Raw genomic sequence first — 17,283 nt, 5'->3', positions numbered from 1 at the left:
ATCTCCTCAAAACTTAATTCATTACAGATCCTTGAATCTCTTCTAAATATCCAGTTATTGCGGTACTTAGTGGAACACCTTATTTCACGTCTTGACTTACACATTTTCATACTTGAAGCAATCACCGAAAATCTCCATCTTATTATCGACTACCTTAATGAATGAGTTATCATAAAGGCCGTAAATTGCAGCAAATCGCGATGCTTCATGAATATCTGATATATGCTCCTCACTTGCAGCATTCAAATGTGGTTCGATATTGATCTCAACCAGTCCAATGCCATCATAAATCGTTAACTCTGGAATATGATCATTTATATCCTTGGCCAGTACCACTCTAGTGGCCATATTAATAGAGCCTGCACTCATACCAATCGTCATACCTTCTCTTTTTTGTAAAGATGGAATGAGATCATATTCTTTTAAATAGGCTATTTGTTGAAGTGTATCGCCTCCTGAAAGCCATACTATATCGGATTTTTCTATATACTGCCTTGCCTTTTCTTTCATGATTCGGTCATCAATGACAAAAACCTCATCAAATTCAATCCCTTTGTTTCTGAACATAGTCAAGAACACATCAGTATATCTATCTGTTTTAGAATGTCTTGAAAAATCAGATGCAATAAAAACAATCACTCCATCTTTAAGGTAGTATTCCTTTATGCACGTAACGAAATCATCTGTAAAGCCATTAGGAAAACCACTGGTTAGTAATGATACCTTCATGTTTATTCCTCATTTCTGTTTTCTATGTTCTCCTTAGTCGATTTCAAAGTGAGAGTATTCCTCTCTCCCACCATTTCGTCGATAAATAAAATATCCATTATTTTCAATATTATCACAATGAACCCATGATATGATGACATCACAGCTACATCTCGTATAAACTTGATTGTCTCAAGATTCCCCTCATCAAATGAAAAATAGTAGATCCATCTCATTTAAGAACCTGTTACTTTTTAGTCGATTTACTTTCTATATATCACTTCAACCGTCACCGTACCATGATAATGTGGCTCACCATCACCTATATCCAGCATAAAGGTCTCTTACGCTTTAATCTTTTCATATCCGTTAAAATAATCATCTAATTCTTTCTGTGTAAAAAAGTGAAGATAACTATCTGACTTAGGCCGATAGAATGTATAATCACTTTTCTGTTGAGCACTTCTTACATTCTTATGGTAACTTGGGTCATTCGCATCAAAGAAATTGATGTAAATGAGGCCACCTGGTATTAATCCTTTTTTTGCCCTCTTAATGATTTCTTTTATCTCTTTATCGTTAAAAAAATTGAGGACATCGGCAAGAATGATCAAAGAATATGTATTTTCTTCTACTTCAAATTTCTTTATATCGTTTACTTCTGCATTGATGGTTACGCCAATTTCTTTGGCGGCAGTTAATGAGCGCTTATAATTGCTGTTTCTGAAATATCAATACCAGCAACCTCAAACCCTTTATTGGCAAAATAAAGAGCATTCCTTCCTTCACCTATTCCCAGGTCTAATACGTTTCCTTCTTTTACTAAAGGGGAGTAATCAACCAATGTTTGTATTGGCCTCAAGCTCCATAAGAAATTTTCTGCTTGATCATATTGTCTTTCCCATATACCTTTATTTCCTGTCATGATCGGCACCACTTTCCTTCACAGTCAACGTCTCTAATTTAAACGTTTCATTTAAATCCTGATTGTTCATCCAATCTAAGAAATGATGAATACCCTCAATACCATCAACCAAGACAGCCCGGTATATGAATACAGATGGATAGTTCAATCCTAATCTTACAAGGTGTTCCTTAATATCTAAGATAGATTTACGACTTCTATCTGTGAGCACTTTATTCATAAATCCCACCAAGTCCCTAGAAAGTGGACCCCTATGGTTAGAAGGAAAGAGCCACATGTCTACATTCCATAGCGTTCCTTCCGTATTATCCGGATAACGATACGTTAATTTAGAATATAAACCATTTAATGGAGAGTTCATGTAGTTATGAAACTTTATTTCTACCACACCCCTATGAGCAGCCAAGTGTCCTAATACTTTAAACACGTTTTCCGGACACGGGATGTTACAGAAAGTCTCTATGTCAATATCGTGATTGACCATAAGGTTATAAGCAGTAGCCCCAACCAGATGTGCTTCACCAACTTCTCCCCATTTTTCAATGAGGTCTATTTCGTTTAAAATTTCTAGTGCAATCTTTTTTCTTTGAATAGCCCTTTGAATGATTTCTTCCATGAATATACCCTCTTCATCAAATTGTTATAATTTTGCAAATTATAACATCATAACTCTATTATCCAGTTAATGCAAGCTAATCCGCTTATATTTTCAATTTCTATCTATTCAACTTAATTCTATTTCGAAACTCAGTTCAGTGTTATCTAGGAAGTGAAAACCCAATAAGAGGCTTATCCTTCCACGAATAAGCCACAAATACTAAACTTACTAAATTCAGCCAGCATGCGCTTCAAAATCAATCAACCATTTGGTTGGCAAGGTCCGTTAATACATCGCGTGTATTATAATCCTTTTGAGGATCATAAAAGTAGATTTTAATTTTAATCCCATTCTTATTTTCGAACGTGATTTTCCCTCCATTACTGTCTAGTTTCAAGTCACCTTCTATACCTTTTTTTAATTCTATTTCTTCAGATGATGCTTCTGCCCCGTTACTTCCTTCAACAACATTCTGTTCGAAGTCAACGGCATCAATCAGGATAGATTGTTGACCATTGGCAGCGCTAAAGGTCGCTGAGATGTCTTTTCCATCTGTATTGGATGGAAAATGCCAGTCCTTAATTCCCTCCACCACAAATTTCGCATCAAAAGGGAGTTTTTCAGGCAAGGTCAATGGGAATGGCAATGCCTTAAGAGCGTTCTTCACGCTATCAGCATAATAATCCTTTGGTTGCCTGCCGAGAAACTCTTCCTTCTGCTCCTCTGACATATTTTCAAGTCCGTGAACTTCACTTTCTTTCAATAGGGTACTATCCAACCTCTCAGGCTGTCCTCCACCTAGTAAAGGGAGTAGCCCCGTTTGGCTTCCAATAACCCCAATCACCAAGAGAAGTGTTGCACCTGCAAGGCTCCAACTTACTAATTCAGGAAACCACTTTCTCTTGGGAGGAAAATGATTGTTCTCTAACTTGGCGAGTAATGCAGCTTCCTCTTCTTTAGAAAAGGTTCTTCCTTCCCCTAAATGATGATGAATCGCATCATGCATTCGTTTATTATTCATCTAGATCGCCTCCAAGCTTTTGATTCAAGAGGTCACGGGCTCTGGCCAATCTGGTTCGGATCGTCGAAGAATTGATTCCAAGGATAGTTGAGATTTCTTCAATCCTCATCTCTTGATAATAAAAGAAGATGATGACCTCTCTGTATTTCACTGGAAGAGCAAAAACGGCTTCACTCAATACCGTTTTCTGCTGTTTTTGCAGCAATAAGGCCTCTGGACTCTCTTTATTGGTTTTAGCGGAAAGTGTATTCGTGAATAATAACTTCCTATAATGCCAACTTCGCAGATAATCCTTCGACTTATTGGCAGCAATAGAAAAAATCCATGCTTTCACCGAATCTTCCTTCTCCAAGGTATCCACCTTTTGAAAGACCGTGATAAAAACCTCCTGTACTAAATCCTCAGCCGCACTCCAGTTCTTCACATAGGAATAAATGAGCCTCTTCACATCCTCCCCATATTGGGTGACCAGGGAACTAATGGATCGTTCCTCATGCATACTCTGTCCTGCACTGTTTGTCATATCACACCACCATTAACTGTATTTTTCAATTAACAGACGATTGCCGCTGAATAAAAGTCCCATTATTCACCAAAAATAACACTAAATTATACTGTCGATAAATAGAAATAAAACAAGGACCCTTTGATGGGTCCAGTTTGGAATCCTTACCTGCCTCATATTTGAACAGGGAAGGCTGAAGTCTTGATTATCGAGTTCGATCTAGGACAAAAATAATTTAATAAGTATTAAGCACGAAAAGTTTTTCCTAACTCCTTACCGAGTCCAAAGTAGTGTCTAAAATTATAAATTAGGGGACTCCATTTATTTGCATCAATATGGTTGTCATCAATAATCACACTCTTATGTGCGTGTACTTTAAGTGCTTCCACTTCTACCACTGCAAAACTCTGATTATGTTCTGGAACCCGAATATGTTTCACTACACTTTCTATTTGAAGGGGACATTCAAGTATTCGGTGCGGCTTTACATCTTCAGAAATCTGCTTAGTTAGACCTGAAGCACCAAACTTATCTTTTTCATGTCTAAATTTATTTTTTAACTTATATTCTGGAACTGGATTCTTACCTGTTTAATGAAGCTAATAATTCTACATTTTCCCATAGTTCAGGACTAGGAACGTTTACAACACATTCTGGGTGGTTTCTAAGGTTTTCAATTGCTTTTCCACCTAAACCAAGCCCTAACACTAAGCAATCCCCTAGTGCCCAAGATGAAGATAGAGGACTAATGTTTGTTGTACCGTCTTCATTTAAAGTTGTTAATAAAATCACTGGCGTTCCATAATATAAAATACTTGGCTTTATAGTTTTTTGTTCGAAATCTGCATCCATCTGAAAACCTCCATATAAAACATATGTTCTTATCATAAGTTATTTTTCATTATTTTCCAATATTTTATTTATAAATTTTTACTGGACTCAAGAACTCCTTTATAAATCTAATTAAATAAAAAAGAGCTTACCTTTTTCCAAGATAAGCTGGGGATAATAGTGTTTACCTGTTTACAAAAATGATTTCTCTTTCACGCTAACTATTGGGGAATTATTGAAATTACTCTAGAGTGTAACTTATTTTTAAATTGATCTCATATCATAGTAGAAAAACCACCCCTTTATTGTAAGGGCTGGTTTTTTTATTTAACGTGCTTTTCCTATCCATGTAAAATCTTTAGTAGTTGATCCCGTTAACGGAACACTATAATGACAAGCTTTGAAAAAGCATAAAAGTTATAACTAATGCAGCTAGTGAACCAGCAGATAGTAATATGATCATTTTCCGCCAGTTTATTTCTCTTAAAGGTTTTACAGTCTCTCGAGACACCCTAATCCATAAAGCCATAGATGCTAAAACTAAGATAAAAATGACTTCTGTAGATACATTTGACACCTCCATAATCTATACCAATCTTCTTACTGTATATACGAATTAGAAAAATGAAAGTTTCACTTACTAAAGTAACCTACCCAATAACGGAATAAAGAAAAAAAGCCTAGATCTACTGCCTGATCCTCAGCTAATCCCCTACTATTGCGAAAAAGAATGAATTCTCTTATGCTAACCAATCTCCAATGAGTTGTTGTACAATGTCCCGCTTTTCAACAGGAAGCATATGTCCTGCTTTATCTAAAATAACAAAAGTTGAATGTGGAAACTTGTTGAGGAGAAAATCATAGTCTTCATACCCGCAGATATGATCTTGTTTACCAAGAATAATTAATGCTGGTTGCTGCAAATTTGAAACACCTAGAAACGGTTCTTCTGAGAAAAAGTATCCCTTTTCTCTCCAATTCGAAGTTAGGAATTCTCTGTTAGCTAACAATCGTCCCGGTTGAACTTCCCTAAGAAAACACTCAAGGTTCTCTTTATTTTGGTAGACAAATAGAGTTTCAAAAGCATTTTTTATATCCGAATCCAATGTACTAAGTATATTTTCATCCTTTTCAAAGATTACTTTGTCAGGTAAAGTTCTCTCTTTTAGATGAAGGGCGCTGGCTAGCAAGCATATACTTCTTACTTGTTTTTGTCTAAAATGTAATATTCCTTGAGCTAAATATCCACCAAAAGAAAAACCAATTATAGAAAAATTCTCATTAGGTAATACACTATCTATAAAATCTAATATATTCATAAGAATATCATCCGTTGAACTAATTTTTTCATCAACATCACTATGTCCGTGTGCAGGAATATCTATGTAAATTCTTCGATACCCATTCATATCTTTAAAGATGGGTTCAATCCAAGCCATCATGGCACGGTGATCTGTTCCCATAGAATGAAGGATTAATAAGGGAACCCCTTCACCTCTTGCTTCATAATAAATACTCCCCATCCTTACTTCAATATTCATCATGCTCTTCTCCAGTCTCTACGCGATAAAATAATAAATAAGCATTTACTATATGTTGGTTCCGCCTTAAAGAAATGCCCCATCATTAATGATAGAGTTTATTATTACACTGCCTTTTTATACAGTTTCAGTTTCTCAATAAATCTGCCCGATTATTGAATAATAAAATCGCATTCGCCCACAGATATGTTTTGCTGATTAACTCACTATTTTATATTTTTCTCGTTCAACTCTAACCATCTCTCAATTTCATCCATAATTAAAGTAAATCCCTGTTCTTTAAATGGAGAGGCAATCCCACACTGCTCTAATAATTGAAGAAATGATTTGCTTCCACCTAGCTTACAAAGTTTCATGTATTCATCCCAAGCCACCGACTTATTGGTTTGTGCTTTGCTCCAGATTTGTAAAGAACACATTTGGGCAAGGGCATAGTCTATATAATAAAATGGTGTAGTAAATATGTGTGCTTGTTGTTGCCAAAAAGACCCTCTCTTTAGATAGGTATGTTCATAATCTGACTTGTAAGGCATATATTTGCTCTCAATCTCAATCCACTTTTCTTTTCTCTCTGAAATGGAAAATGAAGGATTTTTATAAATAAAATGCTGGAACTCGTCTATTGCCGCCCTATAAGGCATTGAGAATATGGCATCTTCAAGATGAGCATATCTATATTTATCTGCATCCTCACCAAATATTTTTTCCATGTAAGGCCATATAAAGAATTCCATCGATATGGAATGAATTTCACAAGCTTCTTTTGTAGGCAGGATGTATTCCGGAATACTGTTACGTTGATTAAATAGATACATTTGCCAGGCGTGTCCGAATTCATGGCTTAATACTTTCATATCTTTTCTGGTACCATTCAAATTCGCAAAAATATAGGGGGTTTTTTCATTACATAAGTATGTAGCGTAGGCTCCTCTCGCTTTACCCTCTTTAGGAAGTAAATCTAGTTGGTGATTAGCGCAAAGAGAATAAAAGAATTCCCCGGCTTCTAAGGAAATTTCATTGAGAATCTCTTCAAAACTCGATACCATCCATTCAACATCCCCTTTTGGGACTGGATTGCCGGTACTGAAGCGAATATCTTCATCGTAAAAGGTTAACTTATTCAGCCCCAACCTGATCCGTTGTTTATCTCTCGTTTCCTCAGCAATGGGAACGATGTGCTTTAAGATTAGCTTGCGGAAATCTTCAACATCTGTTTGATCATAATCAACTCTTGATAACCTGGCATATCCAAGCTCCACAAATGAAGCATGACCTAAACTTAAGGCTATGGTATTTCTTACTTTAATTAGTTCATCAAAAATATGATCTATCTTATTTTCCAGTTGGCTGAGTAACTCATACTTTTTTTCACCAGCCTGCTTTCTAATTAAACGATCCGATGAATACAAATATGTTTCTAATTGAGATAAGGTTCTGTTTTCTCCTCTGAATTCAATGCTTGAAGTAGCCAGCAATTTTGTATAGTCACTGATTAGGTTATTTTCCTTTATTAAGTCCTCCATGACATTCGTACCAACTGTATTTTGAGAGACTTCTGCTAAGCAAACGAATTGTTCTCCGTATTTCTCTTTGATTTCATCTTTGAATGGAGAATATGAAACGTGCTTATGAAAAAGAGCCACTATTTTTTCATAGATTGGCCACGTTTCATTAATATATTGCTGTTCTTTTTGATATTTACCATCTAAGGTATTTAAGTGATACCTGATTTGAGCTATAGTAAGCAGCGTTAATACATCATTCCGAAGAGAATTCATTTGATCTATTAATTCGAACTGTTCCAAATGAGAATCACTTGCTTTGAAACTTTCTAAAAGTTGAAGTACTTTTCTTTCAAATTCTCCAATATCAGGCCTCTCATATTTAAGCTTATTAAAATCCACCCTACTCCCCCTATCTCCGTAAAATTAATGGTAATGGACTATTTCATGTAATAATAGTCTTATATTTCCAAATATTGAATGTTATACTTGCGATATAAGGCAATTAAATATTAACTTAAACACAAAAGGGAACTCCATTAACTTGGAAGTTCCCTTTTTAACGTTTCCTTTGTTGATAGCTCCCTGTTCTCAATTTATCACCTATGATAAACTAAGTTTATCAAATTTTTCCATTTTAATGGTGACCCAGGAGAGGAATGAGACTCTTGAATATTGAAAAGAATAGATACTTCTTAGACTTAGCACTGCAACAAGCAGCAAAAGCATTGGAAGAGAATACATATCCAATCGGAGCAGTTATAGTAGATGAAAACTATAATATAGTTGCCAAAGGTCGTAATAGAGTACATACCCAACAAGATGCAACAGCTCACGCTGAAATTGACGCAATACGAAATGCAGGAAAAGCAATATTTAATGCAAAAATTAATCGAGAAAAGTTTACGATTTATACCTCTTTGGAACCGTGTCCGATGTGCACTGGTGGTATCTTATTTGCCAATATCAAAAGAGTAGTTTGGTTACTTAACGATGATATGGGTTTCGGCGGTTATAAAAAAATCCAAGGTGCAAAAGTATTTGATAAGAAATTTGGCGAGGTTGAAGTGGTTGAAGAACCTTTTGATGATTTGAAAGAGAAACAGATGGAATTGATGCAAAGATGGTCAACTAATCCTAATAACGTTATAAATTTACGAAAAGCAGCGGTTCAATAAATGGGGTTAAATGAAATAAGGGACAGTTCACCTGTCCCTCCCTCCGATATATCTAAATGCTTACCTCTTTATTTTTCAACACCTTGAATGTAACTGCGGCCATGACGACCGAAAGTACGACCATCCACAGAACGGCCGCTACAGGATATAAGAGCGGATACCCAAATATGTTGATGGTTTTGAATTGGGCGAACAGGAATTCCACTTTCATGATGTAGAGATAAGAAAATTTGACCATATCTAAAACCCATCCTTTCATCGGCATCATTTCTACTGCCATAAATGGCAGAGAAAATAAAGCGCCAGATACAAAAAATGAAATCAGTGAATTTTTACTGATTGACGAAATGAAGAGAATCAGAATCGCAAATCCCAATGCCGCTGTAAGGTGGATTCCTAGTTGAATCAAGTGAAACTCCAGCATATTCAGTCCATAAGGAGAAACATCATATCTAATAACAAATTGAAGTGGTGTTTCCCAACCCAAATTCCCCAAGATATAAAGCTTGCTTATGACATTTACACTTTCCCATGCAGCTACCACAGATAGAGCATAGATCAAAGCAGCCACTAGCTTCGCCCAAGATAAAACCGTTCTTCCCTTTCTTGAACTCAGTATATAATTGTCGACACCTGAACTGTATTCTCTGGTATAGGTAGAAGAGAGTCCGATCAATAGCATCGCACCGGTAATGATAAATGCAAAGGTTCCGGAGTAGTCAATGATTTCTGCCGGCCCTCTGTAAGAAGAAAAATAGGAAAGGTCCACGCTTTCTAACATCCTCTTTTCAAGATTGGCATTATACTTTGTTGAACTTTCCAGTTCCTGCAGCTTTTGATTGAAGTTCTCTTCTACTCTCTGGATAAAAGCAATATTTTCATAGATGTCCAACTTGATTTCATCATTCTCTGAAAAGAAAGCCCCCTCTGTGCCATTTGCTTTCATTTCCTCTATCTTTTCTTCTGATTTGGCAGTTAATTGATCATTCAAAGCTTCAGCCTGCTGGATTTTTTCTGAAGTTAGTGTTCCTTCCCATGCCTTATAAAATTGCTTTGTCTGATCATCTATTTTCTCAAAGTTTAATATGTACATTGACGACAGAAGGATGAGGACCAAAAAGGTAATATAAATCATTTTTTGACTGAAGATCTTATAGAGCTCCAACTTTAGCAAACTCATCCTCTCCCCTCCTCTTCATCAAAGTAGTACAAATACAAATCCTCTAAGTTTGGTTTCTCTCTGACTGCATTGGGATGAGGTTTCTCCTCGCTTATGATCCGCAGTTGATATCCATCCTGTATTCGTGTGATATTCCCGATTTTATTTCCAACTTGAACCTTTTCCACCTCTTCTTCTTGAACAGTCAGTGACCATACTTTATGTGCGATTCCTGATAAGAGGTGGTTCGGTGTTTCTTTTTGGATAAGCTTCCCTTCTTTTAGTATCAATACTTCTTTTGCTATAAATTCGATGTCCGATACAATATGGGTGGATAGAAGAACGATCCGGTTTGCTGATATTTTCGATAACAGATTCCGGAATCGGATGCGTTCTCTCGGATCAAGACCTGCTGTTGGTTCATCCACAATCAGGATTTTCGGATCGTTCAATAAAGCCTGGGCAATACCGATCCTTCTTTTCATGCCGCCAGAGAATTTTCCCACTTTCTTTTTCCGCTCCTGAGAAAGCCCGACTAACTCAAGTGTTTCATCTACCTTATCCTTTGCATCCACTTTTGAGATGCCTTTCAAAGCAGCAATATAATGTAACAACTTTTCAGCTGAGAAATTTTTATACAGTCCTACATGCTGAGGTAGATAGCCAATCAAGTCACGGTATTCGTGATCCATACTGCCTATATCCCTGCCGTTCAAGAAAATCGTCCCCTCTGTTGGCTTCATCACGCTGGCAATGATCCGCATGAGGGTCGTCTTTCCGGATCCATTGGCACCAAGTATTCCATAGACTCCAGTGGTGAATTTCAGGTTGAGTTCATCCAATGCTTTTATTTCTGATTTTTTCTCTTTGAAGACTTTCGATACTCCATCAATGGTTAAATTCATAATCTGTACCCCTTTTATAAAACCGGCTTGCTTGGAGGATGATAAGAATAATGCCTGTTATAATCATCAGCACATAGACAGCAGCTGGAACTGATTCAACTTTTTCAATAACTTCTTCACTGCTTAAAAATACTCCGGCCCCCAGCCAAACTACTAGTGTGGCAGTGACAGCATGCACATGTCGCACCCGATTGGCAAACAAGAAGGAAATTCCTGTTATGACGGTAAAAGGAGTCATCCAATAGAGCAGCATCTTCCCTGCCCATACATCGCTAGCAAAAATAGATAGAACAACCATTGCCACCAGATTGATTCCAATATTGAACACTCCAATGACCATCATTTTGGATAGGATTGTTTCCTGCAAATTGAATTTGAAGGAGAGCTCGAGTTCTGCCATACCGGTAATTCTGCTTTTAAGGATTTCAAATAAGCCTGTAATGGTTGGCAACGGGGCAAAGAGCATCAGAGTCACATACGGATCTTGTTCAGCAATAAATACAGCATATATACAAATAAATAGGAACAAACTGTTTACTATCCAAAATAAAGGACTGAAATAAAAGATTTCTTGATAAGAATTCTTTATTAATGGCACGATGTTTTCCATATAACTCTTCCATCGGTTTTCTTTAACAGGGACAAAAGGTTTGATAGCTTCAATCGTCCTCATCATCTCTAGCTCACTTGGATACTCGACATCATAATCATCCAGTTTGAACTCTAGCTCCTTTTCCAGCTCTTCTAACTCAAGGTCAAACTGAGTGTCATTTTTTCTGCTGTTGTCCATATTCCTCACCTCTCTCTAGAAGATTCGCAAGTTTACCGAGTCCCTGTCTCAGTCTTGACTTCACAGTAGATTCACTGGCGTCTGTCACCGAGGCAATCTCATGAATCTTCATATCATGATAATACTTCAGAATGATGGCATCCCCTTGATAATCTGGTAGCTCGCTTATGGCTGCCTTCACTCTCTCCCTTGTTTCTTTTTGCGCGAATATGTAAGAAACATTCGTTTTCTCATTTGTCAGGTATTCAGTAAGCTCGGACTGCTTTTGAGTTCGTTGATGTTCCGCACTTTTCCAGTAGTCTCGGCAATGATTCACTGCAATCGTAAACATCCAGCTTTTAAAGCTTCCACTGTTTGAATAGGATCCGAGTTTTCTAATGACTTTGATAAAAATCTCCTGAGTCAAATCATAAGCCAAATCCCTATTTCCTATTTTCCGATAAACAAAAGCAAAAACATCTTTGTAGTATTTACGCGTTAGGACCTCCATCGCCGCCTGACTGCCACGAAGAATTTCCTGAATAAGCTGCTGGTCTTCAGACACGTTGTATCACCTCAATATGTAAGACGAGAAAAGATTAAAAAAGATTTATAGGAGTGTAAAAAAAAATGAAGCCTTGAAGAAAGGCTGCCGCGATTGCAATGGTCTCACATTTTGGCATTTATAAATAATTCGATTCTTATTTTTCAAATGACACTTTATCCCCAAAGACTACTTCTTGATAATGAGGGTTATGGTAACTGTTTAGTGCATTACTTGTTTAATTAGTTATTAGTTTTAACATAATGCATTTCCAATTATTTCAAACATTTCGAACTTCAGCAATGTTATTCAATTAAATCGCCACATAAAAAAAAGTGCAATCCACTTAGATCACACCACCCTACTTTACCTTCTGTCATTCACGTTTTCCTAAGAAAGGAAAACACGAATAACAAATAGCACAATCACTTGTTTGCTCCCCTGTAGTAATCGTAGTCATAACCCTATTCGTTCTAATACAAATCACTGAAACTGTTCCCTCATTAAAGTTAGTGACATAAGCCTTTTTCCCATCAGGAGTAATACAAACATCCGTTGGACCATCTCCAACATTAATCGTCGCAATAATGGAATCATCACATGCATCCACTACTGTTACATTATCACTACTAATATTCGTGATATAAACCTTCTTTCCATCTGGTGTAACCGCTACACCATTCGGTCTAATCCCTACATTGATTGTATTCGTTACTACATTTTCCTCTAGGTCAATAACAGAAACTGTACTAGGTTCACCTCTCCCACGATTGGCCACGTATAGCTTCTTTCCATTCGGAGTTACCGCAAGATCTCGAGGGAATTCTCCATTCGTAATAGGAATCCGATCTATCACTCTTTCTTTTTTTGTATCGATTACGGCAACAACGTTACTGATGGTTACAGCAACATAGGCCATTCTTCCATCTGGACTGAATGCCACATCAAATGGGTTATCTCCTACTTCTATATGTTTCACAGTTTGCTTGCATACATCAATGATTGAGACGGTTGTCCCACCGAAATTCGCTACATACACTTTTCTTCCATCAGGAGTCGCAGCTATGCCAACCGGCCCCTCACCAACAGGTATTTCATTGACCACCTTATGATTAGAAAGATCGATAACTGAAACAGAATTATTATTCGTATTGGACACATATGCGTTTCTAACCAGGGGAGAAATCGTAATTCCATCTGGTTGATCTCCTACTGGAATCGTATCTGTAACTTTATCTTTTTTGGTATCGATCATTGAAATTGTACAATCCCCAAAGTTCGTTGCATAAGCAAATAGCTTTTTATGATGGTAGTGCTTCTTCCTATTCATTCTCATGTTATCCCTCCTTAACCACCACTACTAACTAGTTTATGATTAGTGAAAAGGTTTGTGATTTAAGAGTAAGGATTATTTTTATAGAGCCCAAACCTGTTTGCTATTTTCAACCATGTACAGTTCAGTATCTTTTTCAAAATCTAAAAAAAGCCGAATTCCAATAGAATTCGGCTTTCATTCAGCGACCGATGCGACGAAAAATCGTGATCGCAACAGCTGTAATAGCTAATAAGGCAAAAAGGATATAGACATCTGCTTTCGTATATTCACCAGTCGGTTCTTCACTTACAGAATCCTTCGCTTCATTGTTCTTCATAGGGAAGCTTCGATCATTTCCATCACCACCAGCACCTGGTGGTCCACCCATACCTCCCATATTTTCAGCAAGGTACGTTTTCTGCTCTTCCATTGTCATGGAGTCGAAGTCTTCCGGCAATGAAAAAGGAGAATTTGCTGTTTGAATTCTTTCAACAAATTGAGCAAATTCTTCATCTGTCATGGAATTGATGTCTAGTCCACCTCTCATTCCCCCGTTCATTTGCGGGGGAGCACCGTTCTGAGGTTGTTCTCTATTCTGGTCTTGCCCCTCCACCCCTTGCATGCCAGTTGTATTGTCTGCTTCAACGACCAGGTCTCCTGATAGTTGAGCCAAAAGGGATTCACTTCGTTGTTTCGCAAACTCAGGAAGGCTGTTATCGCCACTTACTCCTTCTAAAAACTCTTCTGTTGTGAAAAACTTGGATGGATCACTCTCAATATACGGTTCTAATAATGCACCCAGCTTGGTTGTAATGGATGCGACATTTTCTTCTGTTAAAACCTCTGTTGCAATTTGTTCCATATATGTCTCATACTGAGCAAGAAGTTTTTCATCGCTTACTAATACGTTTAGTAACGGACGCTCGGATAAGGAAGTGCCTGAAACCGGCTCATACACACTGAAATTTATCGTATTTTCACTCAGTAAATCACCTGAAGGCATCATCATCCCACCGCCTTGTTTGCCTACCGTCGGCATTGATGCAGGATTGTCCAGACCATTTTCTTGTGCTTGATTCTGATCATCTTGGACATTCTCCTGCCCTTGAGGTGGAGCACCATCCTGCCCTTGTGGTGAGATATCCCCTTGAGCTCCGGACTCATTCGGATTAGCGCCATTCATATCCATGGGGGGACCTCCATTGCCTCCCATATTGAATCCGCCGAATGCCATATTGTAATCCCAAGGGAGAATTGAAAACACACCATTTTCATCTTCATATAAATAATAGTTATGCTTCAGCTGTCCCTGATAGCTGTCAAGACTCACAAGTGCTGTGTTCATGGCAAAATAACGAAGCAGCTGATCCGTATTAAGGTACTCTTCATACCCATCCTCTTCATTAATCGCTTTCAGCATGGAAATCAGCTCAGAGTCCTCCACACTATCCTCATTCGTTTTCACTTCAATTCCTTCGTAATCCTCTAAATCATCACTTGTATATATAAGGTCGCTTCCTGTACCGTCCGGCTTGTATAAGTATCCTTGAGTTGTCTGATAATGTTGAGCGATAAATGTTTCGTCAATCGCTTCCACCCCAAGCATGAGCCCGTAATATTCACCGTTTACGATAACCTTCATATACGAATGAGCAGGCGTCGCCACGCCCATTTGCTCCATTAATTCATAAGAGACAAATTCCTTCATTTGAGTCGAATCACTAAAATTATTATTTAAGTTCAGCTTCTTCAAACCGTAAAAGCTTTGAGTGGAATCATAATAATTGAAATCGATTTTTAAGCTATAACGCTCCGATTCGTCTCTCGCAACGGAGGTCAAAGAAGAATTCCCCTTTGTTCGTACGGCTACGTTTGAAACCTTTTCACCATTAATCGTGATGGAAGCCTCTTTATATTCCTCATCCAACGGATTGGCCAACAGATCCTCCCACTGCTCATCTTCCATGTTGATTTCAATCGTTGACACGTCCTCCTCATTAAATAACTTTTTATTATAAGAATAAACGGCACTATCTTTTTCAAGCTGCAGTTCTTGAACAGAATAGATCGCACCTATCGTAAATAGAATTGCGGCAATCATGATGGATATGATCCATTTCGTTTTAATAGGCATTGTCACCCCTCCATTTCATTCGTTCTCCTCTGCAGGGCAGAACAATAATGGCGGCAAGATTTCCTGCCGCCAGACATTTCGCATTGTTTGATTAAGCAGTGAAATTGCCATCGTAACTGATCATAACTGCTGATTGTACGCCGTCCATAGTTGAAAGATTCGTAAGGAATTCCATATCAGTATCCTTTATACGTACCTCATAGGTCACCTCATAATGATTCCCCGGCATGACAGACTTTGATTTGATTGAATGTTTTTTCGCATTGCGGGAGATGATATGCTCCAACGATTCTTCCACTGACGCTTCATTGTATTTAACAACTACTAAAAACGGATTTTCAATCTTGATCTTGTTCACAAATAAAATCAGCACCAACCCGATTAGAATCGATCCCAGCACCGCTAATGGAATAAAGCCTGCCCCGCATAGAATGCCGACTACGATGGCCCAGAAAAGGTAAACAATGTCCATCGGATCCTTGATTGGGGTCCTGAAACGGACGATTGACAACGCACCAACCATACCAAGTGATAATAATACGTTAGAAGAGATCCCCATTATGATGAGGGCCGTTGCCATCGTCATGATGATGAGTGCAATATTAAATGTGTGTGAATAGATCACACCGGAAAACGTCTTTCGATAAACGGTATAAATTAATAACCCCAAAATAAACGCTGCCGCTAATCCAATCATGGAATCCACAATCGAAAAGCTGGTTGTTTTTTCTAAAATATTCGATTTAAAAATATCATTGAAGCTTATACTTTCCATTTCTATTCCTCCAAGTCGTCTAGTAAAGAAGGTACGGATTAACCATACATTCTGCTAATCTGGTATTTTGAATACGTCCCTTTTCGCCTGTTGCCAATTTGAAGAAGCTTCTTGATGGTATCAGGTAAGAATCCATCATATTTCACTTCCAGAATAACGATATCAGGGTTCGTTTCAATCATCGGTAAATGAACATTCAACACATCATTGTTTTGGAAACTGGTTTTAATATCACTGTCAAACGTAACCCTTACGTTTCCATATTGATAAATAAACACTTCTCTCTCATAGTCAACCACCGTCAATGGCTTTAGTTGATACATTTTCATCTCAATATACAATTCACGGACAAGTGAACGTTCATCGTCCTCCATCCATGTAATGTCGCCAACTCTCATTCGTTCAAATTCCTCGATACTAATCCGACATTTCTGCTTGTACGTCAAGTTGTTTCGTTTACTCTTCTTTTCCAGATTCAGAAGGCTTGTCTGATAGTCATACATCCGAACCCGAAATTTATTACGCTCGTAATGACCTTCCTTTTTCTGCGTCAGCACTTTATGATCAAAATTATCGAAGTAGACACTGCGGATGAAGTACTTCCCATCCTTATTCGCGTATGGATCTACTTCCATCACATGCTTCAACCGGTTACGAAGCAGGTAGCAATCCATCTTTGATAATTCATGTTTGATTTCTGTACGACCCTGTACACCATTCAACTTCATCGTTTTCATATCTCGATGCTCCTTTCTATTCACTTGATGTTTATATTATTAAGGACGAACCTTAAAAAACGCTTAAAGAACTTTACATAATGGTCATAGAAGAGAAGCAGGGGTATTCTGCAAGAAATAAAAAAAGAGACCACAT

The 17,283-nt window shown here is 37.7% G+C and carries 16 protein-coding genes and 1 pseudogene; 1 reads left to right on the top strand and 16 read right to left on the bottom strand.

The window, feature by feature from the left end:
- Positions 1-96: 96 nt before the first annotated feature.
- From LCL96_RS01735 to LCL96_RS01700, 8 genes and pseudogenes are all read right to left on the bottom strand, one after another.
- Entirely contained in the window at positions 97-729 is a 633-nt protein-coding gene (locus LCL96_RS01735; RefSeq protein WP_224939773.1) for a Type 1 glutamine amidotransferase-like domain-containing protein, read from the bottom strand.
- Between the two features lie 676 nt (positions 730-1,405).
- Positions 1,406-1,633, bottom strand: a complete 228-nt coding sequence (locus LCL96_RS01730) for a methyltransferase domain-containing protein (protein ID WP_224939772.1) — start codon at positions 1,631-1,633, stop codon at positions 1,406-1,408.
- Complete coding sequence (locus LCL96_RS01725; RefSeq protein WP_224939771.1) at positions 1,620-2,249, bottom strand: hypothetical protein; 630 nt, start codon at positions 2,247-2,249, stop codon at positions 1,620-1,622. The genes LCL96_RS01730 and LCL96_RS01725 overlap by 14 nt, the downstream gene beginning before the upstream one ends.
- A gap of 238 nt (positions 2,250-2,487) precedes the next feature.
- Positions 2,488-3,252 (bottom strand): hypothetical protein, encoded by a 765-nt coding sequence (locus tag LCL96_RS01720; RefSeq protein WP_224939770.1) that lies wholly within the window; start codon positions 3,250-3,252, stop codon positions 2,488-2,490.
- On the bottom strand, positions 3,245-3,775 hold the full coding sequence (locus LCL96_RS01715; RefSeq protein ID WP_224939769.1) for a sigma-70 family RNA polymerase sigma factor: 531 nt from the start codon (positions 3,773-3,775) through the stop codon (positions 3,245-3,247). Before LCL96_RS01715 ends, LCL96_RS01720 begins: the two co-directional genes overlap by 8 nt.
- Positions 3,776-4,002: 227 nt before the next feature.
- Positions 4,003-4,609 (bottom strand): annotated as a pseudogene (locus tag LCL96_RS01710) (flavin reductase family protein).
- Positions 4,610-5,328: 719 nt separating this feature from the next.
- Positions 5,329-6,129, bottom strand: a complete 801-nt coding sequence (locus tag LCL96_RS01705) for an alpha/beta fold hydrolase (protein ID WP_224941255.1) — start codon at positions 6,127-6,129, stop codon at positions 5,329-5,331.
- Between the two features lie 206 nt (positions 6,130-6,335).
- Positions 6,336-8,033: a M3 family oligoendopeptidase gene (locus LCL96_RS01700; RefSeq protein WP_224939768.1), complete on the bottom strand. Its 1,698-nt coding sequence runs from the start codon at positions 8,031-8,033 to the stop codon at positions 6,336-6,338.
- Positions 8,034-8,299: 266 nt separating this feature from the next.
- Here LCL96_RS01700 and LCL96_RS01695 point away from each other — a divergent pair, with 266 nt between their 5' ends.
- Positions 8,300-8,809 (top strand): nucleoside deaminase, encoded by a 510-nt coding sequence (locus LCL96_RS01695; protein ID WP_224939767.1) that lies wholly within the window; start codon positions 8,300-8,302, stop codon positions 8,807-8,809.
- A gap of 52 nt (positions 8,810-8,861) precedes the next feature.
- Here LCL96_RS01695 and LCL96_RS01690 read toward each other — a convergent pair whose 3' ends face one another.
- The 8 genes from LCL96_RS01690 to LCL96_RS01655 all read right to left on the bottom strand — a co-directional run bounded on the left by LCL96_RS01690 (position 8,862) and on the right by LCL96_RS01655 (position 17,147).
- Positions 8,862-9,989 carry a hypothetical protein gene (locus tag LCL96_RS01690; protein WP_224939766.1) on the bottom strand — a complete coding sequence of 376 codons (1,128 nt, stop codon included), beginning with the start codon at positions 9,987-9,989 and terminating at the stop codon, positions 8,862-8,864.
- Positions 9,986-10,873 (bottom strand): ABC transporter ATP-binding protein, encoded by an 888-nt coding sequence (locus LCL96_RS01685; RefSeq protein WP_224939765.1) that lies wholly within the window; start codon positions 10,871-10,873, stop codon positions 9,986-9,988. The genes LCL96_RS01690 and LCL96_RS01685 overlap by 4 nt, the downstream gene beginning before the upstream one ends.
- Positions 10,857-11,663: a hypothetical protein gene (locus LCL96_RS01680; protein WP_224939764.1), complete on the bottom strand. Its 807-nt coding sequence runs from the start codon at positions 11,661-11,663 to the stop codon at positions 10,857-10,859. Before LCL96_RS01680 ends, LCL96_RS01685 begins: the two co-directional genes overlap by 17 nt.
- A complete protein-coding gene (locus LCL96_RS01675) occupies positions 11,641-12,207 on the bottom strand; it encodes an RNA polymerase sigma factor (protein WP_224939763.1) in 567 nt (188 codons plus the stop codon). Before LCL96_RS01675 ends, LCL96_RS01680 begins: the two co-directional genes overlap by 23 nt.
- 355 nt (positions 12,208-12,562) lie before the next feature.
- Complete coding sequence (locus LCL96_RS01670) at positions 12,563-13,522, bottom strand: beta-propeller fold lactonase family protein (protein WP_224939762.1); 960 nt, start codon at positions 13,520-13,522, stop codon at positions 12,563-12,565.
- A 178-nt stretch (positions 13,523-13,700) separates the two neighbouring features.
- A complete protein-coding gene (locus tag LCL96_RS01665; protein ID WP_224939761.1) occupies positions 13,701-15,635 on the bottom strand; it encodes a CotH kinase family protein in 1,935 nt (644 codons plus the stop codon).
- Positions 15,636-15,726: 91 nt separating this feature from the next.
- Positions 15,727-16,410 (bottom strand): DUF4956 domain-containing protein, encoded by a 684-nt coding sequence (locus LCL96_RS01660; protein ID WP_224939760.1) that lies wholly within the window; start codon positions 16,408-16,410, stop codon positions 15,727-15,729.
- A gap of 38 nt (positions 16,411-16,448) precedes the next feature.
- Complete coding sequence (locus tag LCL96_RS01655) at positions 16,449-17,147, bottom strand: polyphosphate polymerase domain-containing protein (protein ID WP_224939759.1); 699 nt, start codon at positions 17,145-17,147, stop codon at positions 16,449-16,451.
- Between the last annotated feature and the right edge of the window lie 136 nt (positions 17,148-17,283).

Source organism: Rossellomorea aquimaris (assembly GCF_020172085.1).
GTDB lineage: Bacteria > Bacillota > Bacilli > Bacillales > Bacillaceae_B > Rossellomorea > Rossellomorea aquimaris_E.
The sequence above is the reverse complement of the archived record's forward strand: the minus strand, read 5'-3'. Positions and strand labels throughout refer to the sequence as shown.